Origin of the sequence: Rhodovulum sp. BSW8, assembly GCF_003314725.1 — a bacterium.
Classification (GTDB): domain Bacteria; phylum Pseudomonadota; class Alphaproteobacteria; order Rhodobacterales; family Rhodobacteraceae; genus Rhodovulum; species Rhodovulum visakhapatnamense.
This window is the reverse complement of record NZ_QNVX01000012.1, coordinates 186,176-209,729: the sequence shown is the minus strand read 5'-3', so window position 1 is coordinate 209,729 and position 23,554 is coordinate 186,176. Positions and strand designations below refer to the sequence as shown.

The following is a 23,554-nucleotide window of genomic DNA, read 5'->3' as shown; positions in this document are numbered from 1 at the left end:
CCTGCAGGGCCGGGGGCGGGCTCAGGCCAGCATGGCGAGCGGGTTTTCCAGATTGTCCCGGATCGCCTGCAGCAACTCGGCGCCAAGCGCCCCGTCGATCACCCGGTGATCGACGCTGAGCGTGACCGACATGACCGTCGCGACCTCGATCTCTCCGGCCTCGTTGACGACGGGTTTCTTCACGCCCGCGCCGACCGCGAGGATCGCGCCATGGGGCGGGTTGATCACCGCGTCGAAATTGTCGATCCCGAACATCCCGAGATTGGAAATCGCGAAGCTGCCGCCCTGATACTCCTGCGGCGCGAGCTTGCGGTCGCGGGCGCGGGTCGCCAGATCTTTCATCTCTTTCGAAAGCTGGCTGAGCGACTTGGTCTCGGCATCCTTCAGGACGGGGGTGAAGAGCCCGCCCTCGATGGCCACCGCGACCGCCACATCGGAGGGTTTCAGTTGCAGGATGCGGTCGCCGGCCCAGACTGCATTGGCCCTGGGCACCTGCTGGAGCGCCAGCGCGCAGGCCTTGATGATGAAGTCGTTGACCGAAAGCTTGACGCCTCGGGGGCTCAACTGGGCATTGAGCGTGCTGCGGAAGTCGAGCAGCGCGTCGAGCCGGATGTCGCGGCGCAGGTAGAAATGCGGGATGGTCTGCTTGGCCTCGGTCAGGCGGGCGGCGATGGTCTTGCGCATGCCGTCGAGGGTGACGACCTCGTAGGCGCGCCCGTCGTACATCCGCGCGACCGCGTCCGGCGATAGCCCGGCTGGCTGAGCGGCGGCGGCCTGTGGGGCGGCGGCGGTCTGGGGCGCCTCGGCCTTTGCGGGTTTTGCGGCGGGGGCGGTCGCGGCCTCGACATCGGCCTTGACGATACGCCCGCGCGGGCCCGAGCCCTGTATGGCGGTCAGGTCGAGACCCTTTTCGGCCGCGATCCGGCGCGCGAGCGGCGAGGCGAAGATCCGCTGGCCATCGGTGGCGCTGGGCGCGGGCGGGGCGGCGGCCGGCGCGGGACCCCCGTCGGGGGCCGCCTTGCCGCCCGCGTCGGCTGCGGGCGCAGCCTCCGGGGCCGGTTTCGACGGGGCCGCGTTGTCGTTGATGTCGTCTTCGCTTTCGCCCTCTTCCAGCAGCACGGCGATGGGCGTGTTGACCTTCACGCCCTCGGTTCCGGCCGCGACCAGCAGCTTGCCGATCCGGCCGTCGTCGACGGCCTCGAATTCCATCGTGGCCTTGTCGGTCTCGATCTCGGCGATGAGGTCGCCGGAAGCGACGGTGTCGCCTTCCTTGACCAGCCATTTCGCGAGCGTGCCTTCCTCCATGGTCGGAGAGAGGGCGGGCATCAGGATTTCGGTGGGCATGCCGGTCTCCTCAGCGGTAGGTCACAGCGCGGGCGGCTTCGACGACCTCTTTCGCGGTCACCAGCGCCAGCTTTTCCAGGTTCGCCGCATAGGGCATCGGCACGTCCTTGCCGGTGCAGTTGATCACCGGCGCGTCGAGCCAGTCGAAGGCTTCCTGCATCAGCACCGCCGAGATGTGGTTGCCGATCGAGCAGACCGGGAAGCCTTCCTCGACGGTGACGCAGCGGTTGGTCTTCTTGACGCTTTCGATCACCGTCGCGGTGTCGAGCGGGCGCAGCGTGCGCAGGTCGATCACCTCGGCCTCGATGCCTTCCTTGGCCAGCGCATCGGCGGCCTCGAGCGTATGGGCCATGCCGATGCCGAAGCTGACCAGCGTCACATCCTTGCCCTCGCGCCAGATCCGGGCCTTGCCGAAGGGGATGGTGAAATCGTCGAGCACCGGAACCTCGAAGCTGCGGCCGTAGAGGATCTCGTTTTCAAGGAAGATCACCGGGTTCGGGTCGCGGATCGCGGTTTTCAGCAGGCCCTTGGCATCGGCGGCCGAATAGGGCTGGACCACCTTGAGGCCGGGGATATGGGCATACCAGGCGGCATAGTCCTGGCTGTGCTGGGCGGCGACCCGGGCGGCGGCGCCGTTCGGGCCGCGGAACACGATGGGGCAGCCCATCTGGCCGCCCGACATGTACAGCGTCTTGGCGGCCGAGTTGATGATCTGGTCGACGGCCTGCATGGCGAAGTTGAAGGTCATGAACTCGACGATGGGGCGCAGGCCGCCGAAGGCCGCGCCGACGCCGAGACCCGCGAAGCCATGTTCGGAGATCGGGGTGTCGATCACGCGCTTCGCGCCGAATTCGTCGAGCAGGCCCTGGCTGATCTTGTAGGCGCCTTGGTATTCGGCGACTTCCTCGCCCAACAGGAAGACGTCGCCGTCGCGGCGCATCTCTTCGGCCATGGCATCGCGCAGCGCCTCGCGGACCGTGGTCGATTTCATCTTCGTGCCTTCGGGGATCTCGGGTTCGGCCACCGGCCGGGCGCGTTTCGGTTCGGCGGGGGCGGACGGCGCGGAGCCTCCGCCGGAGGCCGCCTTGCCGTCCGCGTCGGCCGCGGGCGCGGCCTCCTGCGCCGCCTTGACGGCGGCGTCGGCATCTTCGCCCTCTTCGACCAGCACGGCGATGGGGGTGTTGACCTTCACGCCTTCGGTGCCGGCCTCGATCAGGATCTTGCCGATCAGGCCCTCGTCGACGGCCTCGAATTCCATCGTCGCCTTGTCGGTCTCGATCTCGGCCAGGATGTCGCCCGCCGAGACGGTGTCGCCCTCCTTGACCAGCCATTTCGCCAGAGTGCCCTCTTCCATCGTCGGGGAAAGCGCGGGCATCAGGATTTCCGTTGCCATGTCTGTCTCTCCTCGCTCAGGCGTTCTGCGGCGCCGTGTCGGCGTAGATGTCGGTGTAAAGCTCGTCGAGAGCGGGCTCGGGGCTTTCCTTGGCGAACTCGGCGGCCTCGTTCACGACGGCCTTGATCTCCTTGTCGATCTCTTTCAGCTCGTCCTCGGACGCGTGCTTGCCCTGCAGGATCAGCTCGCGCACATGCTCGATGGCGTCGCGTTCCTCGCGGATCTTCTGCACCTCCTCGCGCGAGCGGTACTTCGCGGGGTCCGACATCGAGTGGCCGCGATAGCGGTAGGTCATGATTTCCAGGATATAGGGGCCCTTGCCCGCGCGGCAGTGGGCGACGGCCTTCTCGCCCGCGGCCTTGACCGCCAGCACGTCCATGCCGTCGACCGCCTCGCCCGCGATGCCGTAGGAGGCGCCGCGTTCCCAGAAATCGGGGCTCATGGTCGAGCGCTTGACCGAGGTGCCCATGGCATACTGGTTGTTCTCGATCACGAAGATCACCGGCAGCGACCAGAGCTGGGCCATGTTGTAGGTTTCCGCGACCTGGCCCTGGTTGGCGGCGCCGTCGCCGAAATAGGCGAATGTCACCCGGCCGTTGCCCTTGTACTTGTCCGAGAAGGCCAGCCCCGCGCCGATCGGCACCTGGGCGCCCACGATCCCGTGGCCGCCATAGAAATGGCGCTCCTTCGAGAACATGTGCATCGAGCCGCCCTTGCCCTTGGAATAACCGCCCTCGCGGCCCGTCAATTCGGCCATCACCCCCTTGGGGTCCATGCCGCAGGCCAGCATATGGCCGTGGTCGCGATACGAGGTGACGCGCTTGTCGCCCTCTTCGGCTGCGGCCTCGAGCCCGACGACGACCGCTTCCTGGCCGATATAGAGGTGGCAGAACCCGCCGATCAGCCCCATCCCGTAAAGCTGGCCGGCCTTCTCCTCGAAGCGCCGGATCAGCAGCATCTCGCGGTAGAAGGTCAGCAATTCTTCCTTGGAGGTGTTCGGTTTCGCGGGCGGTTTTCGCGTGGCCATCGGGCGGCGCCTCCCATGCGCAGAAATGGTTTAACGTTAAACGAAAATATATCAGAGCGATTCCAGGATTGCGAGGGCTTTTTGCCGGTCGCGGCCGGGCAGGCCGGTTTCGGCCAGAGACGGAAAGCTGTGGGGATGTGGCGCGCGGCCGCTCAGCGCACGACGATTTCGTCGGCGCGGATCAGGCCCAGCACGCTGCGGGCGCGTTCGTCGAGAAGGTCGAGGTCGAGATAGCCGTCCGACAGCCGCCGGGTCTTGTTCGAGACGGCCTCGAGTTCGGCCTCGAGCGCGGCCTTCTGGGCTTCGAGCGCGGCGGCATCGGCCTCGATCTGGATCCGGCGGAACAGCCCGTAATCGCCCTGCACCGCGGCGAAGGTGAAATACATCGCCAGCGAGAAACTGATCCCGATATAGACGAGCGCCCCCCAGGCGGGGCGCAGACGCGCCGCGGTCATGACCCTGCCCCTGCTTGCCGCGCGACAGGCGCGGTCCGCCGCAGTCTAGGGCAAGCGAATCGGCTTGTGAATCGAAAAGTCGGGGCCGCCCATCACAATGACGGCGGCCCGGGCGGGCCGCCGTTCATGGGGCAGGGCGGACAGGCCGGGCTGACCCGGCTCAGTCCTGAAGCGCGGCCACGCCCGGCAGGGTCTTGCCTTCCATCCATTCGAGGAAGGCACCACCCGCGGTCGAGATATAGCTGAACTTTTCGGCCGCGCCCGCGCCGTTCAGCGCCGCGACCGTGTCGCCGCCGCCCGCGACCGACACCAGCAGCCCGGCTTCGGTCAGCTCGGCCGCCTTGGCCGCCGCCGCGTTGGTGGCGGCATCGAACGGGTCGATCTCGAAGGCGCCGAGCGGGCCGTTCCAGATCAGCGTCTTGCACTTGGCGAAGACCTCCTCGATCAGCTCGACCGATTTCGGGCCGGCATCGAGGATCATCGCATCGGCAGGGCAGGCATCGGCCGCAACGGTCTCGTTCACCGCGCCCGCGCGGAATTCGCGCGCGACCACCACGTCGACCGGCAGCACGATCCGGCAGCCCGCGGCATCGGCCTTGTCCTTGATGTCGCGCGCAGTGCCGGCCATGTCATGTTCGCACAGCGACTTGCCGACATTGATGCCCTGGGCGGCCAGGAAGGTATTGGCCATGCCGCCGCCGATCACCAGGAAATCGACCTTGCCGACGAGATTGCCCAGAAGATCGAGCTTGGTCGAGACCTTGGCGCCCCCCACGACCGCCACCAGCGGCCGGGCCGGGTTGCCAAGAGCGCCTTCCAGCGCAGTCAGCTCGGCCTCCATCAGCCGTCCCGCGCAGGAGGGCAGCAGCTTGGCGATGCCCTCGGTCGAGGCATGCGCCCGGTGCGCGGCCGAGAAGGCGTCGTTCACGTAGATGTCGCCAAGCGCGGCCATCGCGGCAGCCAGCGCCGGGTCGTTCTTTTCCTCGCCCTCGTGGAAACGGGTGTTTTCCAGCAGCAGGATGTCGCCCTCGCTGAGCGCGGCGACGGCCTGCTTGGCCGGCAGCCCGATGCAGTCGTCGGCAAAGATCACGCCGCGGCCGAACGCCTCTTCCAGCGCGGGCAGGGTGATCTTGAGGCTCATCTCGGGCACGACCTTGCCCTTGGGCCGGCCGAAATGGGCCAGCAGCACGGGCTTGCCGCCCGCCTTCAGGATGTCGTCCACGGTCGGCTTGATCCGCTCGATCCGCGTCGCGTCGGTCACCCGGCCATCCTCGACCGGTACGTTGATGTCCACCCGGACCAGGACCACCTTGCCGGCAAGGTCCATGTCGTCGAGGGTCTTCCAGGGCATGTGTCGTCCTCCCGAAGGGCTCACGTTGGCGTTAATTCGCCCGAAGTGCCGGAAAGGTCAATGGCCGGTCCCGTCGGCGCCTCTTTTCATCGCCTTTCCGCCGCACTAGTGTCTCGGCCCGACAGAGATCCCGAGGAGGAACCGGCGATGACCGAGATCAAGGACCCCGAGAACACCATCATCATGGAGCTGAAGGGGGGCCGCGTCGTGATCGCGCTTCTGCCCGAGGTTGCCCCGAAGCATGTCGAGCGGATGAAGGCGCTTGCGCGCGCCGGGGACTATGACAATGTCGTGTTCCACCGCGTGATCGAGGGCTTCATGGCCCAGACCGGCGATGTTGCGCATGGCAATGCCGAAAAGGACTACAACCCCGGCCGGGCCGGGACCGGAGGGTCCGACCTGCCCGACCTGCCCGCCGAGTTTTCCAAGCTGCCCCATGACCGGGGCACGCTGGGCGCGGCGCGGTCCTCGAACCCGAACTCGGCCAATTCGCAGTTCTTCATCAACTTCGCCGACAACCATTTCCTCAACGGCCAGTACACCGTTTATGGCCGGGTGATCGAGGGGATGGAGCATGTCGACGCCATTGTCCGGGGCGAGCCGCCGGCCAATCCCGACCGCATGATCAGCGTCAAGGTCGCCGCCGATGCGTAACCTTCTGGTCGCGCTTCTCTGCACCCTGGCGGGACCGGCGCTGGCGACCGGTCTCGACATCCAGGTGGCGGGAGAGGGGGCGAACGGCACCGTCCATGTCGAGCTGCTGGACGATGTGGCGCCCGGCCATGTCCAGCGCATCGCCGAGCTGGCCCGCGAGGGCGCCTATGACGATGTCGTCTTCCACCGGGTGATCGACGGTTTCATGGCGCAGACCGGCGATGTCGAATTCGGCAAGCTCGGCATGGACATGCGGCGCGCGGGCACCGGCGGGTCGACCCGCCCCGACCTCAAGGCCGAATTCTCGGACGTGCCGTTCGACAGGGGCACGGTCGGCATGGCGCGCTCGGCCAACCCGGATTCGGCCAATTCGCAGTTCTTCATCATGTTCGCCCCGGCGCCGCATCTGAACGGTCAGTACACGGTCGTCGGCCGGGTGACGAAGGGCATGGACGTGGTCGACGCGATCAAGCGCGGCTCGGGCCGGAACGGCGAGGTCACGGGACAGCCCGACCGCATGGTCAAGGTGAGCGTGACCGACTAAGCTCTTCTTCCGCGTGCGAAAACAGGGGCGGGGCCTGCGGGCTCCGCCCTTTTTGCGGCCGAGAGACCAAATCCGGCCTCCGGCTCGCCGGGCTGTCACGGATTTGTTAACTCTGCCGGGTAGCGGGAAGGCATTTGAGTTCATGCCGGGGGGCTGCCAATGAAACGGATTCTTCTTCTGACGACGATGGGCGTGCTGGCGGGGCCGGGGCTGGCCCTGGCCGACTGTGCGCCGGACAATCCCGGAGCGGGCGATGTCGTGTTCTGCACCGGCGCCGATACCGACGGCTTTTCGGACGGCTCGGACGATCTGACCGTCTATGTCCAGGACGGGGCCTCGGTCGCGCCCGCGGCGGCCGACACGGATGCCGTCAAGATCAAGGGCGACGGCAACACGCTGCTGAACAGCGGCACCATCGACGGCAGCGATGACGCGGTCGTGGCGGGCGACGATCTGACCCTGAACAATGACGGCACGATCCGCGCGGCCGATGACGGTGTCGATACCGAGGGCCATGACGGGCTGACCCTGACCAATACCGGGCTGATCGAAACCCCCGGCAAGGCGGTCAAGGCCGGGCCCGACGACGATGACGAAGGCGGCAACGGCCTGACGCTGGTCAACACGGCCGGGGCGGTGATCCGCTCGACCGGCAATGAGGGGATCGAGACCGGCAACGGTGCCGACATCACCAACAAGGGCACGATCGAGGGCTTCGACGACGCCATTCAGGTCGGCGAGAACGCGACCATCGTCAATTCGGGGCTCATTGCCAATATCCAGACCCCCGGCGACAGCGACGATCCGCAGGACGCCATCGACATCGATTCAGGCTATATCCGCAACGAGGCGACCGGGGTGATCCGCTCGACCGTCGATGCCGCCATCGACTTCGACCCGGGCACCGGGACGGGGGTCATCGACAACTTCGGGCTGATCTCGGGCACCGTCGCGGTCGAGACCGACGAGGCCGTGACCCAGGATATCGCGGTCTACAATGCGGGTACGCTGATGAGTACGCGCGATGGCGCGGCCGACCCGACGGGGCTGGCGCTGCAGCTGCGCGCGGGCAACGATGTCTTCGTCAGCTTCGAGGGCAGCAGCGTCGTCGGCGGGGCCGAGTTCGGCGCAGGCGACGATGCCTTCGATCTGATCGGCGGCTTCTCGGACATCTTCGGCGGTGCGGGGGCGCTGTTCGACGGCGGCGAGGGGCAGGACCAGTTCTCGGCGCTCGACTACACTTTCGACATGCTGAGCGCGACGCTCACGGGCTCGATCCTCGGGCTGAGCTTCGAGAACGGGGCCGACAGCTTCTCGGTCGCGCTGACCGGGTTCGAGATCTTCAACTTCGCCGATGCGACCTATGGTTATGACGACATCGCCGCCATCGCCCAGCCGGCGCCGGTGCCGCTTCCGGCAGGCGGCGTGCTGATCGTCAGTGCGCTGGCGGGCTTCGGGCTGCTGCGGCGCCGCGGCTGATCGGGCAAGAAAAAACGCCGCGCGGACAGTCCCCGCGCGGCGCCTTTTTCGGGTCCGGTTCAGGCTCAGTCGCCCAGCCGCACCAGCGCGTGACGCTTCCTGCCCGCCGACAGCTTGATCGGCTCGGCCAGCATCGCGGCATCGACCATCAGCCCGGCATCGGACAGCGGTTCATCGTTCAGACGGGCGCCGCCCTCGGCGATCAGCCGCTTGGCTTCCTTGCCCGATTTCGCAAGGCCTGCCCGGGTGATGAGCTGCACGACCGAAAGGCCCCCGGCGAGTTCGTCCGCGCTCAGCGCGACCGTGGGCAGGTCCTCGCCCACGCCGCCCTTCTCGAAGACCTCGCGTGCGGTCGTCTCGGCCGCCTCGGCCGCCGCACGGCCATGGGCCAGCGCCGTGACTTCGTTCGCGAGCACGATCTTGGCGTCGTTGATGGCGTTGCCTTCCAGCGCCCCCAAGCGTTCGCATTCCCCGAGGGGAAGTTCGGTGTAGAGCTTCAGGAACCGCCCGACATCGGCATCGGTGGTGTTGCGCCAGAACTGCCAGAACTCGTAGGGGCTCAGCATGTCGGCATTCAGCCAGACCGCGCCCGACTGGCTCTTGCCCATCTTCTTGCCGTCCGAGGTGGTCAGCAGCGGCGAGGTCAGGCCGTAGACTTCGCGGTCGATGATCCGCCGCGTCAGGTCGATGCCGTTGACGATGTTGCCCCACTGGTCCGACCCGCCCATCTGCAGGCCGCAGCCATAGCGGCGGTTCAGCTCCATGAAGTCGTAGGCCTGCAGGATCATGTAGTTGAATTCGAGGAAGGACAGCGACTGTTCCCGGTCGAGCCGCGACTTGACCGACTCGAAAGACAGCATCCGGTTGACCGAGAAATGCCGCCCCACATCGCGCAGGAAGTCGAGGTAGTTCAGCCCGTCCAGCCATTCGGCGTTGTTCAGCATCAACGCATCGGTCGGCCCGTCGCCGAAACTGACGTATTTGGCAAAGACCTGCCGGATGCCCGCGATGTTCGCCTCGATCTGGTCGGGTGTCAGCAGCGGGCGTTCGTCGGCCCGGAAGGACGGATCGCCCACCTTGGTGGTACCGCCCCCCATCAGGACCAGCGGCTTGTGGCCGGTCTTCTGCAGCCAGCGCAGCATCATGATCTGGATCAGGCCGCCCACATGCAACGACTTGGCCGTCGCATCGAAGCCGATATAGGCCGGGACCACTCCCGCAATCAGAGCCTCGTCCAGGCCCTGATAATCGGTGCAGTCGGCCAGAAAGCCGCGCTCGATCATCACGCGCAGGAAGTCCGATTTCGGGTGATAGGTCATTGCCTCTTGTCCCTTGGGTTAAAGTTCCGCCGTGATATATCGGCGGCAGGCCGGGAGGGAAAGACCATGATCGACAGCGGGACGGTGCGGGTGCTGGGGACCATGTCGGGCACGTCGCTCGACGGGGTCGACGCGGCCCTGATCGAGACCGATGGCAAGACCGTCTTCGGCTTCGGCCCCTCCGCCTACCGGCCCTATTCCCCCGAAGAACGGGCGGTGCTGGCGGCAGCCCTTGGGGGCTGGCCGGGCGATCCGGGCGTGGCCGCGGCGGCGGCCGTGGTCGAGGCCGCCCATGCCGAGGTCATGGCGCGGATCCCGGGCGCCGATCTGGCGGGGGTGCATGGCCAGACGCTGGCCCACGATCCGGGCGGGCGCGGCACCCATCAGGCGGGCGATGGCGCGGCGCTGGCGCGCGCGCTGGGCCTGCCCGTGGTCTGGGATTTCCGCAGTGCCGATGTCGCCGCGGGCGGGCAGGGGGCGCCGCTGGCGCCTTTCTACCATTTCGCCTGCGCGCGCCGGGCCGGGCTGACCGCACCGGTCGCCTTCCTCAATCTGGGTGGCGTCGGCAACCTGACCTGGGTCGATCCCGGCCGCGCGCGCCCCGAGGACGAGGGCGCGCTGCTGGCCTTCGACACCGGCCCCGCCAATGCGCCCATCGACGATCTGATGCAGACGCGGCTGGGCCAGAGCTGCGATCGCGACGGCGCGCTGGCCGCAGGGGGGCGCGTGGACGAGGCGGTGCTGGCCTGGTTGCTGGAGCAGCCCTATTTCCGCGCGCCGCCGCCCAAGTCGCTGGACCGGAACGCCTTTTCCGGGCTGTTGGATCGGGTCGCGGGGCTGAATGATGCCGATGCCGCCGCCACGCTTGCCGCCGTCGTCGCGGCCTCGGTCGCGGCCGGGATCGCGCTTTGCCCGGTGCGGCCCGCGCGGCTGCTGGTCACCGGCGGCGGACGGCGGAACCCGGTCCTGATGCGGATGATCTCCGCGCGGACGGGGCTTTCGGTGGAGCCGGTCGAGGCGCTGGGGCTCGATGGCGACATGCTCGAGGCGCAGGCCTTCGCCTATCTCGCGGTGCGGGTGGCGCGCGGCCTGCCGACCTCCTGCCCCGGCACGACCGGGGTTGACCGGCCGGTCTCGGGCGGACGGATCTCGATGCCCTGAGGATCAGGCGCGGGGGATGTCGAAGCCGGGCGGGGCCATCTCGAACCCCTCGAAGCGAAAACCCGGGCTGACCGTGCAGCTGACGAGCGTCCAGGCGCCCAGCGGCCGCGCGGCCTGCCAGTGACCGGCGGGAACGAGGCCCTGGGGCCGCGCGCCTTGGGCCAGATCCGCCCCAAGGATCATCGGCGCGGCCGGTCCTGCGTCGGTCGCCGACACGGTCAGTTCCAGCGGATCGCCCGCGTGATACAGCCAGATCTCGTCGGCATCGACCCGGTGCCAGTGGCTGCGCTGGCCCTCGGCCAGCAGGTAGTAGATCGCGGTTCCGGGGGGCCGGGTGCCGGGCGCGGCCTCGGCCACCCAGGTCTGGCGATACCAGCCCCCTTCGGGATGCGGGGCAAGCCGGAGCGTCGCGATGATCTCGTCCGCAGTCATGGCATCAGCCTAGCGGGGCGGGGTCTGTGGGGGAAGCCGGTTTGCCGCCGGCGGGCGGGCGGCGGATTTCGGCCAGCGGGCGCCGGTCATACCTGTGGACCCCGAGAAGGGGACATGAAACCGAATAAGAAAGGTGCTAGGAGCACGTCCCATAGGCAACGGAAAACGCGCGGAAAATCTTCCGCCTGCTGCAAGATCTGAAACGGCGATCCCGTCAGGGGGTCGGCGGCGTTTTCCTGTTGTCGCCATGCAAGGGGACACAAGGATGAGCATGACCGAAGACACCGATGCGCCCGAGCGGCGCGAGAACCTTTCCAACGACGATATTGTGTCGCGAATTCTGGGGTTTACCCTCTTCTGCATGGGGCTTTCCCGCGCCCCCGCAGATCAGGTTGCCCGCGGCCGCGGATGGCTGGACGATCTGGGTCAGCCGACAGACGATGGCAAAGCCCTTATCGAAGCTCTGATGAGCCGCGATTCGGCCTACGGGGTCTACAAGTTGGTATACTGATGTAGACGGGGGCATGCAAGCCGGAACTGCGACGGCAGGTCGCGGGGCCGGCTGCGGCCAATTGGCAGACGCCGGACAGGAAAAAGGCGCGTGCCCCGGGGGCCGCGCCTTTCTTTTGTCATTGGGCTGTCGGGATCAGCCGCGCAGGATCGAGGCCCCGGCATATTCGGCGGTTTCGCCCAGCATTTCCTCGATGCGGATCAGCTGGTTGTATTTCGCCAGCCGGTCCGAGCGCGACAGCGAGCCGGTCTTGATCTGGCCGCAATTGGTGGCGACCGCCAGATCGGCGATGGTGGCGTCCTCGGTCTCGCCCGAGCGGTGCGACATGACGTTGGTGTAGCGCGCGCGATGGGCCATATCGACGGCCTTCAGCGTCTCGGTCAGCGACCCGATCTGGTTCACCTTGACCAGCATCGAGTTGGCGACCCCGGCCTTGATGCCATCGGCCAGCCGTTTCGGGTTGGTCACGAAAAGATCGTCGCCCACCAGCTGCACCTTGCCGCCCAGCGCGTCGGTCAGCAGCTTCCAGCCGTCCCAGTCATCCTCGGCACAGCCATCCTCGATCGAGATGATCGGATAGTCGGCGCAAAGCTTCGACAGGTAGTCCACATTCTCGGCGGCGGTCAGGCTGAGGCCCTCGCCCTTCATCTCGTATTTGCCGTTCTCGAAATACTCGGTCGAGGCGCAGTCGAGCGCGAGATAGATATCCTCGCCGGGTTTGTAGCCCGCCTTCTCGATGCTCTTCAGGATGAAGTCGAGCGCATCGCGGGTCGAGTTCAGCGCGGGCGCAAAGCCGCCCTCGTCGCCGATGGCGGTGTTGTGGCCCGCGGCGGCCAGTTCCTTCTTGAGGGTGTGGAAGACTTCCGAGCCCATGCGCACGGCGTCGCGGATCGTCTCCGCGCTGACCGGCATGATCATGAATTCCTGGATGTCGATCGGGTTGTCGGCATGTTCGCCGCCATTGATGATGTTCATCATCGGCACCGGCAGGAGGCGGGCCGAGGTGCCCCCCACGTAGCGGTACAGCGGCTGGGCGGTGTAATCGGCGGCGGCCTTGGCGGCGGCCAGCGACACGCCGAGAATGGCGTTGGCGCCGAGGCGGCCCTTGTTCTCGGTGCCGTCGAGCTCGATCATGGTGGCGTCGATGGCGACCTGCTCGGTCGCGTCGAAGCCCACCAGCGCCTCGGCGATCTCGCCATTGACGGCGGCAACGGCGTCCAGAACACCCTTGCCCATGTAGCGGGACTTGTCGCCATCGCGGCGTTCGACAGCCTCATGGGCGCCGGTCGAGGCGCCCGAGGGCACGGCGGCCCGGCCCATGGTGCCGTCCTCGAGGATCACGTCGACCTCGACGGTGGGGTTGCCGCGGCTGTCGAGGATCTCGCGGCCGATGATGTCGATGATGGTGCTCATGGGGGGGCAGTCCCTTTCTAATGCACGAAGAAAAACTCGGGCCGAGTTCTAGCGTCCGGCGCGGCGAAGGGAAAGGGTGCGTTCGCGCCAGAGGGTATAGAGCCCCGAGGTGATGATGACCGCCGCGCCCACCAGCGTCAGCGCGTCGGGCCGCTCGCCGAAGGCCAGCATGGCGATGACGAGGGCGAAGATCAGCCGGGTATAGCGGAACGGGGTCACCACGGCGACATCGCCGACGCGCATGCCCTCGACGATGGCGTAATAGCCCGCGACCCCCATCACCAAGGCGCCGAACAGCGAGATCGCATCGGCGCGGTCGATCGCCACGGGGGCCTGGCCGAGCCCCATCATCACCAGCCCCACCGGCACCAGCATGAAGAAGCCATAGGCCGATAGCTGAAGCGAGCCCACATTGCGCGGCGTGGCCCGGGTCGCGAGATCGCGCAACGCCAGCCCGAAGACTGCGATCACCGCGAAGATCGAGGCGGGCTCGAAACCGTCGAGCCCGGGGCGCACGACGAGAAGAACCCCGAGAAAGCCGACCGAGATCGCGGTCCAGCGCCGCCAGCCGACCTGCGCCCCCATGAAGAGGGCGGCGCCCAGCGTGACGGCCAGGGGCGTCGCCTGCAGGATGGCCGAGGCCGAGGCCAGCGGCGTCAGCGCGATGGCGGTGACATAGCAGAGCGTGCCGACGATCTCGCCGAAATTGCGCAAGAGGACCGGTCGGCTCAGAAGCGCCCGCGACCAGAGCCGCTGGCCGCGCCGCAGCGCCATCAGCGCGAAGACGATGCCGCCGCCCAGCCCCAGAAGCGTGAGGATCTGCCCGATCGGCAGCGTCGCGGCCACCTTCTTGACGAACATGTCCTCGACGGCAAAGGCGGCCATTGCCGCAATCATCAGCATGATGCCGCGCATGTTGTCCATTTTTCGGGCGTCCTCAGGAAAGGGTGTCGGTCCCGATTATCGGCCTGAAGCGCCAGAGGAAAGTGAAATCGCCGTTTGTCCGGCCCGCCGGACGGGGCCTGGGCTTACAGCCAGCGCAACAGCCGGAACAGCGCCAGAAGCCCGAGCGCCAGGACGACATTGGCCGCCGAGAGCAGCGCGAAGGCCCAGGGGTTGGCGGTGCCCGGCATGCCCGCGACGTTCACTCCGAACAGCCCGGTCAGAAACCCGAGCGGCAGGAAGATCGCCGCCACCACCGACAGCACATAGCCGTTCCGCGCCATCACCGTGCCGCGCAGGCCTTCCAGATGGTCATGCAGCGCCACCAGCCGGGCGGCCACGGCGTCAAGCTCCTCGACCGTGCGCGCGGCGCGGTTGGCGCTTTCGCCCAGAAGGATGCGTGCCTCGGCGTCGATCAGCGCGCTCTGCCCCTCGGACAGCCGCCCCAGCGCCTCGCGCTGCGGCCCGGCGTGGCGGCGCAACCGGATCGCCTTGCGCCGAAGCGGCGCGAGATCGACGGCGCGATCCTCGTCCTCGCGTTCGAGGATCGCCTCTTCCAGCGCGTCGGTCAGGTCCTCGAGCTGGACCGATACCGCCTCGAACCGGTCGGTCAGGCCCTCGGCGATCTCGGCGAGGAAGGCGCCGGGGCTGGTTGGCGCGGTCCCGGCCGCGGCCGCGCGGCGCAGATCGTCAAGCGCGAAGACCTTGCTGCGGCGCACGCTGACCACCAGCCCCGGCGCGACCCAGATCCTCAGCGAGACCATGTCCTCGGGCTCGGCGCCGGCGTTGAGGTTGACGCCCCGCAGGTTGACGATGAGCCCGCCCTCGAGCGGGGTGCAGCGCGGACGGGTTTCGGTCTGCAGAATGGCCTCGGCCGCGACGGCGGGCAGATGCGCCTCGGTCCAGTCGGCCAGCGCCGGATCGGCCAGCGCGAAATGCAGCCACCGCCAGGCGGCGCCGGGGCCGGGGGCGGCGGCGGGCCAGGCTTCGGCGATCGGCCGTGCGGTGCCGTCGGGGCCGATGTCGAAGGCGGCCAGAGGGTGAGGCGGGACGGGGGTCATGGCTAGACCAGTTTGGGTTCGCGGCTGAAGCGGCGGGCGAGCGCGCCGACCGACAGCCCCTGCACCAGGATCGAGAAGACCACGATGACATAGGTTGCGGTCAGGATCAGCGGTTTCCACTCGCTTTCGGGCAGGCTCAGCGCCAGCGCGACCGAGATCCCGCCCTTGAGCCCGCCCCAGGTCATGATCGGGATGGTGCCGCGTTCAAAGCCCTGGCGGCGCCCGATCAGCAAGACCGGCACCGCGACCGACACGAGCCTTGCCGCCAGCGACAGCGCCACCGCCGCGACCAGCGTCTCGATCCCGTCAAGGTCGAAGGCGACCGCGAAGACCTCGATGCCGATCAGCAGGAACAGGACCGCGTTGAGGATCTCGTCGATCATCTTCCAGAAGGCATCGACATATTTCCGGGTCTCGTCCGACATGCCGTATTTCATGCCGACATGGCCGATCATCAGCCCGGCCACCACCGCCATGATCGGTGCCGAGACCCCGGCCGCCACCGCCAGTTCGTAGCCCCCGAAGGCCAGCGCCAGGGTGATCAGCACCTCAAGCGCATAGTCGTCGATCCGGCGCATCACCCGGAAGGTCAGCCAGCCCAGCACGCCGCCCAGCAGCGCGCCGCCCACCGCCTCGCGCAGGAACAGCATCGCCGCGGCAACGACCGCGTTTCCGTCTCCCGCCGCACCATGGGTGGCATGGGCCGCGGGGAAGGCCAGCCCGATCAGGATCAGGAAGACCACATAGGCCACCCCGTCGTTGAAGAGGCTCTCGCCCGCGATGGTGGTTTCCAGCGACCGGCTGAGCTTGGCCGCGCGCAACACCCCCAGCACCGCTACCGGGTCGGTCGGCGAGACGACGGCACCGAAGACCAGCGCCACCAGAAGCGGCATGCCGGTCAGCCAGGAAAAGCCCACGCCCACCACCGCGACCGACAGCGCGACGCCGATGGTTGCCATCACGAAGACGCTCAGCGCCTGGGCGCGCAGGTCCTCGACCTTGACATGCAGCGCGCCCGCGAACAGCAACAGGCCCAGCATGCCTTCCAGCAGCGCGTCGGAAAAGTCGATCCCCAGGACCAGGTCGCGCAACCCGGTGCCGATCCCGAGCCCCGGCACCAGCGCATCGAGCGCCATCGCGGCCAGCGAGACGATGAGCGCGACCAGCAGGATGCCGATGGCCTGCGGCAGGCGCAGCACGAAATAGTTGATGGTGCCGAACAGTGCGGCCAGCACGATCAGCAGCGAGGCGAGTTGAAGAGGCGGCATGCCGGGGTCCAGGGGTCGTTGAGGGGACGCAGTCGGGAACCATGGCTAGCCCGATCCCAGCACGGGGCAAAGCGGAAACGCCCCGTCAGGGGGCGGCGTCAGGTGCCGCAGAAGGTCTGGCGGACCTCTTCGCCGGGGGCGGGCGGGGCGCGGAAGGCACGGGCCTCGTCCTGGGGATCGAAGGGATGGGCCAGCACCCGATGCAGCCGCTCGAACGGGGCCAGATCGCCCGCGCGGGCGGCCGCGATCGCCGCCTCGATCCGGTGGTTGCGGGGAATATAGGCGGGGTTGGCGGCGCGCATCCGGGTCTGGGCCGCGCTGGCGGCGGTGCCCTCGCGGTCGAGCCGGGCCTGCCAGCGCCCGGTCCAGGCCTCGATCCCCGCGCGGTCGCGGAGCCTGCCGGGCGAGAGGCCCTCGGCCAGATCGCGGAAGGTGTTGGTGAAATCGGCCCGTTCGGCGGCCATCAGGTCCAGCAGCCCGTGGATCAGCTCGGCATCCCCGTCCTCGGCGGTGCCAAGCCCGATCTTGGGGCGGAAGACATCGAGCCAGGCCGCCTTGAAGAGATCGGGAAAGCCGTGCAGGGCTGCGGTCGCGGCCTCGATGGCGCGCTCGCGGTCGGGGTCGATCAGCGGCAGCAGCGAGGTGGCCAGCTGAGCCAGGTTCCAGACCGCGATATCGGCCTGCCGCCCGTAGGCGTAGCGCCCGAACTGGTCGATGGAGCTGAAGACCGTGTCCGGGTGATAGCCGTCCAGGAAGGCGCAGGGGCCATAGTCGATGGTCTCGCCCGCGACAGAGGTATTGTCGGTGTTCATCACCCCGTGGATGAAGCCCACCCCCATCCATTGCGCCACCAGCCGGGCCTGGGCGGCCAGCACCGCACCCAGCATATCCAGCACGGTTTCGGTCTCGGGGTAATGGCGGGCCATCACGTGGCGCGCCAGCGCCTCGAGCGCGTCGGTATCCTTGCGCACCGCGAAATACTGGAAGGTGCCGACGCGCACATGGCTGGCCGCGACCCGGGTCAGCACGGCGCCCGGCAGGCGGGTTTCGCGGATCACCTCCTCGCCGGTCGCGACGGCGGCCAGCGCCCGGGTCGTCGGAATGCCGAGCGCGTGCATCGCCTCGGACACCAGGTATTCGCGCAGCACCGGGCCCAGCCAGGCGCGCCCGTCGCCCATCCGCGAATAGGGGGTGCGGCCCGCGCCCTTCAGCTGAAGGTCGTGCCGGGTGCCGTCAGGCGCCACCACCTCGCCCAGAAGGATCGCGCGGCCATCGCCCAGTTGCGGCACGAAACCGCCGAACTGGTGCCCGGCATAGGCCTGGGCCAGCGGCTCGGCGCCCTCGGGCAGGCGGTTGCCCGCCAGCGTCTCGACGCCCTCGGGCGAGGCCAGCGCCTCGGGGTCGAGCCCCAGCGCCTCGGCCAGCGGCCGGTTCAGCGCCAGCAGCCGCGGCGCGCGCACAGGTTCGGGGGCCTGACGGCTGAAAAACCGGTCCGGCAGGCGGGCATAGGAATTGTCGAAGCGGATCGAAAGGGTCATGCCGCCGAGATAGGCCGGGCGCCGGGGCTTTCCAGCGGGACGGTTTCCCGGTACGGGCAAGGCCCCCGGGGTGGTCCCGGGGGCTTGCGGGTCTGTCAGGTGCCCTGAGGGCCGCGGATGCAACCGGTCTCAGGATTTCTTCTTGCGACGGCCGACCGCGGCCAGGCCGCCAAGGCCGCCCAGCAGCATCAGCCCCGCCGCCGGCAGCGGCACCGGTGCCACGGTGATCGAGGCCAGCTTGTAGGAATCGTCCATCGCATCGGCGCCGAAGCTGATCGAGGTGCCGCGCAGCCCGCTCAGCGGATAGGGGTTCGGGCCCGACCGCTCTTCGGGCGAGACCAGCGTGCCATCGACGAAGAGGTCGAAGCTGTCGGAATTGCCCCAGAACGAGAAGAGCACCGCCGAGAAGTCGACGGTCTGGCTGAACGACAGGGTCAGCAGGTCGTTGCCGAGAAAACCGTCGATATAGGGACCGTCGAGAAAGCCGGTGACGCCCAGGCCATGGTCGCCCTGATAGACGGACCGGTCGCAGGAGGACGTGGTCGAGCAGTCGGTTTGCACGATGGTGTCCGGGTTGGGAAAGTCGCGATAGACGCCGGCATAGGCGGTCACCGTGACCCCGTCGACGGTCAGCTGGTGGCTGGAATCGAGCGACATGGTCGTGAAGTCGAACGTCGCGGCCGATGCCGCCCCCGCACCAAGGACAACTGCCGCAGCAGCGGCGGCATAAGTCATTCTGGACATGTGTATTCCCCCGTTCGTAGTAAAGTCAGAAATCCTGCGAAATATTGCAGGTAACAGTTTATTAACAGATGCGGCGCTCCCGGGCAAGGAAAGCTGACGGCAATGGCCGGAGGGGGCAAATCCGACGCAGGGGGCGCCGAGGGTTTTGTTTCTCAAATCATTGATATGAATTGGGTTTTTCTCAAGTTATTTTTCATTTGGGGAAAGACAGAAAAGAACTCGCGTTTTGGGTGAGTTTCGCAAGCGGCTCTGAAACGGGCGGGGCTTGGAGAATAGAGTTTCCGCTCCCGGCGGTTTTACGCGGTCAAAGTCGGCCGAGCCTGTCCGTCAGCAGCGTGAAGAATGCGTCTGCGTCGATATCGCCCATGAAAGTCGCATTGGGGGCGCGGCCCGAGACGCCCCACCAGTCGGCGACGGTCATGCCTCGGGTGAAGCGACCCTCGGTCTCGATCTCGACATTGACGTGGCGGCCGCGGAACAGGCCGGGCCGGATCAGGTAGGCGGTGACGCACGGATCGTGCAGGGGGGCGCCCTCGGATCCGTATTTCTCGCGGTCGTAGCGCTCGAAGAAGTCGGTCATCGCGGCGACGGCCTCGCCCGCGGCAGTCCCCAGCGCCCGGAACGCGTCGTTGCGCGGCTTCGTGACCAGCGCCTTGTGGGTCACGTCCAGCGGCATGACGGTCAGCGGCACGCCCGAGGCAAAGACGATGGACGCGGCCTCGGGGTCGACGAAGATGTTGAACTCGGCCGTGGGGGTGATGTTGCCGACCTCGAAATAGGCGCCGCCCATCAGCACGATCTCGCGGATCTTCGGCGCGATCTCGGGGGCCTCGCGCAGGGCCGTCGCGATGTTGGTCAAGGGCCCCAGCGGGCAAAGCGTGACCTCGCCCTCGGGGGCGGCGCGCAGCGTCTCGATCAGGAAAGTGACGGCATGGGCATCCTGCAGCGGCATGGTCGGGTCGGGCAGGGCGGGGCCGTCGAGCCCGGTCTTGCCATGGACATGCTCGGCGGTGACAAGCGCGCCCGCCAACGGCCGGTCGCAGCCCGCGAAGACCCGGATATCGGGCCGTCCGGCCAGTTCGCAGACCATGCGGGCATTCTTCTGGGTCAGGGCCAGCGGCACGTTTCCGGCGACGGCGGTGATGCCCAGAACCTCGATCTCGTCGGGGCTGGCCAGCGCCAGCAGGATGGCGACGGCGTCGTCCTGGCCGGGATCGGTGTCGATGATGATCTTGCGGGGCATGCGGGGTCTCCGGGGAAGCTGGCCCCGCAACGTGGCGCGGGCGCGCCGGGATGTCCAGCGCGCCCGCCTTTCGGGTCAGTGGCCCTGTCCGGTGGAGGCCCTGCCCGAAACCGGTTCAGCCGTCGAAATCGACTTCCTCGACCAGCCGCAGCGCTGCCGCACGGTCGCGCGACAGGGCGATGAGGTTCACGTCATCGGCGGTGAAGCTGCCCCAGCTTTTCACCAGATCCGAGGGGCCGGTGCCGGGCACGACCGGGTATTCGTAATTGACCTCGGCATAGATCTCCTGGGCATGGTCCGAGGTGAGGTATTCCATGAATCTCAGCGCGTCCTCGCGGTTCGGCGCGGCCTTGGTCATGGCGATGCCCGAGATGTTCACATGGGTGCCGCCGTCCTCGAAGACCGGGAACAGCACATTGACCGATTGTGCCCAGGCCTCCTGCTCGGGGTCGTTCAGCATCTGGCCCATGTAATAGGTGTTGCCGAGCGAGATGTCGCATTCGCCGGCCCAGATCGCCTTGACCTGCGCCCGGTCGTTGCCCTGGGGTTTGCGCGCCAGGTTGGCCTTGACGCCTTCAAGCCAGGTCTTCGCGGCCTCTTCGCCATGGTGGTGGATCATCGCCGCCACCAGCGCCAGCGTATAGGCATGGGTGCCCGAGCGGGTGCAGATCCGGCCCTTCCATTTCGGGTCGGCCAGATCCTCGTAGGTGGTGATTTCCGAGGGATCGACCCGGTCCTTGGCGGCATAGACGATCCGGGCGCGGGTGGTGACCCCGAACCAGTGATTGTCGGCGTCGCGGAAGGCGGCCGGGATCTTCTCGACCAGGGTGTCGCTGTCGACGGCCTGGGTCACGCCCGCATCGACCGCCTCGGCCAGCCGCGCGACATCGACCGTCAGGATGATATCGGCCGGGCTGCGCGAGCCCTCGGCCTGAAGCCGCTCGACCATGCCCTTGTTGAGAAAAGCGATATTGGTGGCGATGCCGGTATCCTCGGTGAAGGCGTCGAGGATCGGCTGGATCAGCTCGGGCTGGCGATAGGAATAGATGTTCACATCGGCCTGGGCAGTCGGGGCCAGCGTGGCCGCCGCGGCGGTGGCCGCAAGGGCAATGCGCAAGGTCATGGGATCTCCTGTCCGGTCTGGTGCGTTCCGGTCAGGGTTAAATCCGACAATTTTTGTCGGGTCAAGGTGCCGCAGGGGGCGCCCGCTCACATCCGCTTGATCGGGCGTGAACGGGTCTCGGGCGTCAGCGCCCGGCCCTGGCCTTTTCCTCGGCCTTCACCGCATCCCAAAGCGCGTCCATCTCGGCCAGGTCCGAGTCCTCGGGGCGTTTGCCCATGGCCGCGAGCCGGGCCTCGATGCCGTTGAACCGGCGGGTGAATTTCGCATTGGCGGCGCGCAGCGCCTCTTCGGGCTCGATCTTCAGGTGGCGGGCGAGATTGGCCACCACGAACAGCAGGTCGCCGAATTCCTCGAACACCTCGGCCTCGGTCAGCCGGTCGCGGGCCTCGGCCAGTTCCTGCGCCTCCTCGACGATCTTGTCGAGAACCTGCGCCGTCTCGGGCCAGTCGAAGCCGACCCGCGCCGCGCGCTTTTGCAGCTTGACCGCCCGCGTCAGCGCGGGCAGCGCCAGCGCCACATCGTCAAGCACGCCCCTCGCCTTCTTGCCCGCCCGTTCGGCCGCCTTGATCGTTTCCCAGTCGCGGGTCTGCTGTTCGGCCGACTTGTCGCGATCCTCGCTGCCGAAGACATGCGGGTGCCGCGCCACCATCTTGTCCGAGACCCGGTCGGCGACCGAGTGAAAGTCGAACAGCCCCGCCTCGGCCCCCATCTGCGCGTGATAGACCGATTGCAGCAGCAGATCGCCCAGTTCGCCCTCCAGCTCGTCCCAGGCCTCGCGCTCGATGGCGTCGGCGACCTCATAGGCCTCTTCGATCGTATAGGGCGCGATCGAGCGGAAATCCTGTTCGATATCCCAGGGGCAGCCGGTCCTCGGGTCGCGCAGGCGCCGCATGATTTCCAGAAGGCGCGGCAGGCCGCCCTTGGGGTCACGGATCAGGCGGTCGGAATCCTCGGTCATCTGGGCCTCGCAATCTGGCATCGGCAGGAGTTGGACAAAGACAGGCCGGGGTGTAAAGCCGGGGCTGGCGAAAGGGAACCCGCGCGCTATCCTGCGCGGGGTGCAGGAGGGGGCATGCGATGGCACTGGAAGACGCGAAATCCGAGGTGGACGGGGCGATCACCCGCAAGGGGCACCGGGGGCTTGCCTACGAGAACGCCTTTGCGGGGGTGACATCGTTCCTGCGCCGCAGCCTGACCAAGGATCTTGCGGGCGTCGATCTGGCCATCACCGGCATTCCCTTCGATCAGGCGGTCACGAACCGGCCCGGCACCCGCTTCGGGCCGCGCGCGATCCGCGAGGCCAGCACGCTGCAGGCCTTCGACGTTCCCTATGGCTGGGGCTACAACCCGTTCGACGCCTTCGACATCGTCGATTACGGCGACATGGCCTTCGACTATGCCAGCGTGGCCGAGTTTCCGGCCCGGGCCGAGGCCCATGTCGCGGGCATCCTGAAGGCGGGCACGGCCTGCATCGCGCTGGGCGGCGATCATTCGGTGTCGCTGGCCCTGCTGCGCGCCCATGCGGCCAAGCACGGGCCGCTGGCGCTGGTGCAATTCGACGCCCATACCGATACCTGGGCCGATGACGACATGGCCCGGATCGATCATGGCACGATGTTCGGCAAGGCGGTCAAGGCGGGGCTGATCGACCCGGCGCGGTCGGTCCAGATCGGCATCCGCACCGACAACCCCGATACGATGGGGATCACCGTGCTGGACGCGCCCTTCGTGCATGAACACGGACCCGCCGCCACCGCCGCCCGGGTGCGCGAGATCGTGGGCGAGGCCCCGGCCTATCTCAGCTTCGACATCGACGCGCTCGATCCGGCCTTCGCGCCGGGCACCGGCACACCCGTCTGGGGCGGGCTGAGCAGCGCGCAGGCGGCGTCGATCCTGCGGGGGCTGCGCGGGATCGACATGGTGGGGGGCGATGTGGTCGAGGTCTCGCCGCCCTACGATCCGACCGGCGTCACCGCCATTGCCGGGGCGCATGTGGCGGTCGAACTGATCTGCCTCTGGGGCTGGACCCGGCGCCCCGATGCCGAGGACGGCGCATGAAGATCCTTCCCCTTGTCCTGCTGGTTCTGGGGCTTGCCGCGGCGGGCGGCGCGGTCTGGTTCCGCACCGTCCCCGACGATCCCGAGACCTGGCATGTCGACCCGCTGACCGCCGCGAAACCCGCGACGCCCAATGCGGCGCTCGTCCGTCCCGAAGGCGGGGACCGCGCCGCCCCGGTCTATCCGGTCACGCCCGAGGCGCTGGCCGAAGCTTTCGACGCCGTGGCGCTGGCCCAGCCGCGCACGTCCCGCCTTGCGGGCGCGCCCGGCGCTTTCTTCATGACCTATGTCCAGCGCTCGGCGCTCTGGGGCTTTCCCGATTACATCTCGGTCCGCATCCTGCCGGTCGAGGGCGGGGCGACCTGGGCCGCGTTTTCCCGTTCGCGCTACGGCCATTCCGACCTTGGCGTGAACGCGAAGCGGCTGGCCGACTGGCAGGCCGCGCTGGAGGCCCGGCTGGCCCCGCCTGCCTCTTGACCGTCCCCCGGCTTTCGC

Annotated in this window: 23 protein-coding genes; 7 read left to right on the top strand and 16 right to left on the bottom strand. The window is 67.9% G+C overall.

Going from position 1 to position 23,554, the window contains the following annotated elements; genetic code table 11:
- Positions 1 to 21: 21 nt before the first annotated feature.
- The 5 genes from DSD19_RS09290 to pgk form a co-directional block, all read right to left on the bottom strand.
- Positions 22 to 1,344, bottom strand: a complete 1,323-nt coding sequence (locus DSD19_RS09290; RefSeq protein ID WP_113669366.1) for a pyruvate dehydrogenase complex dihydrolipoamide acetyltransferase — start codon at positions 1,342 to 1,344, stop codon at positions 22 to 24.
- A 10-nt stretch (positions 1,345 to 1,354) separates the two neighbouring features.
- On the bottom strand, positions 1,355 to 2,737 hold the full coding sequence (locus DSD19_RS09285) for a pyruvate dehydrogenase complex E1 component subunit beta (protein WP_113669365.1): 1,383 nt from the start codon (positions 2,735 to 2,737) through the stop codon (positions 1,355 to 1,357).
- 16 nt (positions 2,738 to 2,753) lie between these two features.
- Complete coding sequence (gene pdhA, locus DSD19_RS09280; RefSeq protein WP_113669364.1) at positions 2,754 to 3,764, bottom strand: pyruvate dehydrogenase (acetyl-transferring) E1 component subunit alpha; 1,011 nt, start codon at positions 3,762 to 3,764, stop codon at positions 2,754 to 2,756.
- Between the two features lie 152 nt (positions 3,765 to 3,916).
- Positions 3,917 to 4,219, bottom strand: coding sequence for a septum formation initiator family protein (locus DSD19_RS09275; RefSeq protein ID WP_113669363.1), 303 nt, complete (start codon positions 4,217 to 4,219; stop codon positions 3,917 to 3,919).
- A gap of 160 nt (positions 4,220 to 4,379) precedes the next feature.
- Positions 4,380 to 5,570 (bottom strand): phosphoglycerate kinase, encoded by a 1,191-nt coding sequence (gene pgk, locus DSD19_RS09270; protein WP_113669362.1) that lies wholly within the window; start codon positions 5,568 to 5,570, stop codon positions 4,380 to 4,382.
- Positions 5,571 to 5,717: 147 nt separating this feature from the next.
- Between pgk and DSD19_RS09265 the strand changes: the two genes are divergently transcribed.
- The 3 genes from DSD19_RS09265 (at position 5,718) to DSD19_RS09255 (ending at position 8,247) form a co-directional block, all read left to right on the top strand.
- The gene (locus DSD19_RS09265; protein ID WP_075785345.1) at positions 5,718 to 6,224 is read left to right on the top strand and encodes a peptidylprolyl isomerase; all 507 of its coding nucleotides are present in this window, start codon (positions 5,718 to 5,720) and stop codon (positions 6,222 to 6,224) included.
- The gene (locus DSD19_RS09260) at positions 6,217 to 6,768 is read left to right on the top strand and encodes a peptidylprolyl isomerase (RefSeq protein ID WP_113669361.1); all 552 of its coding nucleotides are present in this window, start codon (positions 6,217 to 6,219) and stop codon (positions 6,766 to 6,768) included. The genes DSD19_RS09265 and DSD19_RS09260 overlap by 8 nt, the downstream gene beginning before the upstream one ends.
- Positions 6,769 to 6,927: 159 nt before the next feature.
- Positions 6,928 to 8,247, top strand: coding sequence for a VPLPA-CTERM sorting domain-containing protein (locus tag DSD19_RS09255; RefSeq protein WP_113669360.1), 1,320 nt, complete (start codon positions 6,928 to 6,930; stop codon positions 8,245 to 8,247).
- 65 nt (positions 8,248 to 8,312) lie between these two features.
- Here the strand turns inward: DSD19_RS09255 and tyrS are convergent, their stop codons facing one another.
- Positions 8,313 to 9,566, bottom strand: coding sequence for a tyrosine--tRNA ligase (gene tyrS, locus DSD19_RS09250; RefSeq protein ID WP_113669359.1), 1,254 nt, complete (start codon positions 9,564 to 9,566; stop codon positions 8,313 to 8,315).
- A gap of 66 nt (positions 9,567 to 9,632) precedes the next feature.
- Here tyrS and DSD19_RS09245 point away from each other — a divergent pair, with 66 nt between their 5' ends.
- Positions 9,633 to 10,727, top strand: coding sequence for an anhydro-N-acetylmuramic acid kinase (locus DSD19_RS09245; protein WP_113669358.1), 1,095 nt, complete (start codon positions 9,633 to 9,635; stop codon positions 10,725 to 10,727).
- Positions 10,728 to 10,730: 3 nt separating this feature from the next.
- Here the strand turns inward: DSD19_RS09245 and DSD19_RS09240 are convergent, their stop codons facing one another.
- A complete protein-coding gene (locus tag DSD19_RS09240) occupies positions 10,731 to 11,159 on the bottom strand; it encodes a cupin domain-containing protein (RefSeq protein WP_113669357.1) in 429 nt (142 codons plus the stop codon).
- Between the two features lie 265 nt (positions 11,160 to 11,424).
- Here DSD19_RS09240 and DSD19_RS09235 point away from each other — a divergent pair, with 265 nt between their 5' ends.
- The gene (locus tag DSD19_RS09235) at positions 11,425 to 11,670 is read left to right on the top strand and encodes a hypothetical protein (RefSeq protein ID WP_133260392.1); all 246 of its coding nucleotides are present in this window, start codon (positions 11,425 to 11,427) and stop codon (positions 11,668 to 11,670) included.
- 135 nt (positions 11,671 to 11,805) lie between these two features.
- Here DSD19_RS09235 and eno read toward each other — a convergent pair whose 3' ends face one another.
- From eno to mazG, 9 genes are all read right to left on the bottom strand, one after another.
- A complete protein-coding gene (gene eno, locus DSD19_RS09230) occupies positions 11,806 to 13,083 on the bottom strand; it encodes a phosphopyruvate hydratase (protein WP_075785352.1) in 1,278 nt (425 codons plus the stop codon).
- A gap of 48 nt (positions 13,084 to 13,131) precedes the next feature.
- A complete protein-coding gene (locus DSD19_RS09225; protein ID WP_075785353.1) occupies positions 13,132 to 14,007 on the bottom strand; it encodes a DMT family transporter in 876 nt (291 codons plus the stop codon).
- A gap of 104 nt (positions 14,008 to 14,111) precedes the next feature.
- Positions 14,112 to 15,086, bottom strand: a complete 975-nt coding sequence (locus DSD19_RS09220; RefSeq protein ID WP_075785354.1) for a zinc transporter ZntB — start codon at positions 15,084 to 15,086, stop codon at positions 14,112 to 14,114.
- Between the two features lie 2 nt (positions 15,087 to 15,088).
- Positions 15,089 to 16,354, bottom strand: a complete 1,266-nt coding sequence (locus DSD19_RS09215; RefSeq protein WP_113669355.1) for a sodium:proton antiporter — start codon at positions 16,352 to 16,354, stop codon at positions 15,089 to 15,091.
- A 98-nt stretch (positions 16,355 to 16,452) separates the two neighbouring features.
- Complete coding sequence (locus DSD19_RS09210; RefSeq protein WP_113669354.1) at positions 16,453 to 17,892, bottom strand: YdiU family protein; 1,440 nt, start codon at positions 17,890 to 17,892, stop codon at positions 16,453 to 16,455.
- 129 nt (positions 17,893 to 18,021) lie between these two features.
- Positions 18,022 to 18,636 carry a VPLPA-CTERM sorting domain-containing protein gene (locus DSD19_RS09205; RefSeq protein WP_113669353.1) on the bottom strand — a complete coding sequence of 205 codons (615 nt, stop codon included), beginning with the start codon at positions 18,634 to 18,636 and terminating at the stop codon, positions 18,022 to 18,024.
- A 304-nt stretch (positions 18,637 to 18,940) separates the two neighbouring features.
- Positions 18,941 to 19,879 (bottom strand): nucleoside hydrolase, encoded by a 939-nt coding sequence (locus DSD19_RS09200; protein ID WP_113669352.1) that lies wholly within the window; start codon positions 19,877 to 19,879, stop codon positions 18,941 to 18,943.
- 115 nt (positions 19,880 to 19,994) lie between these two features.
- Positions 19,995 to 21,002: a Fe(3+) ABC transporter substrate-binding protein gene (locus DSD19_RS09195; RefSeq protein WP_113669351.1), complete on the bottom strand. Its 1,008-nt coding sequence runs from the start codon at positions 21,000 to 21,002 to the stop codon at positions 19,995 to 19,997.
- Positions 21,003 to 21,126: 124 nt separating this feature from the next.
- Complete coding sequence (gene mazG, locus DSD19_RS09190; protein ID WP_371412566.1) at positions 21,127 to 21,981, bottom strand: nucleoside triphosphate pyrophosphohydrolase; 855 nt, start codon at positions 21,979 to 21,981, stop codon at positions 21,127 to 21,129.
- Positions 21,982 to 22,079: 98 nt separating this feature from the next.
- Here mazG and speB point away from each other — a divergent pair, with 98 nt between their 5' ends.
- On the top strand, positions 22,080 to 23,060 hold the full coding sequence (gene speB, locus DSD19_RS09185; protein WP_113669350.1) for an agmatinase: 981 nt from the start codon (positions 22,080 to 22,082) through the stop codon (positions 23,058 to 23,060).
- Positions 23,057 to 23,536, top strand: a complete 480-nt coding sequence (locus DSD19_RS09180) for a DUF1499 domain-containing protein (protein ID WP_075785360.1) — start codon at positions 23,057 to 23,059, stop codon at positions 23,534 to 23,536. The genes speB and DSD19_RS09180 overlap by 4 nt, the downstream gene beginning before the upstream one ends.
- The last annotated feature ends 18 nt before the right edge of the window (positions 23,537 to 23,554 follow it).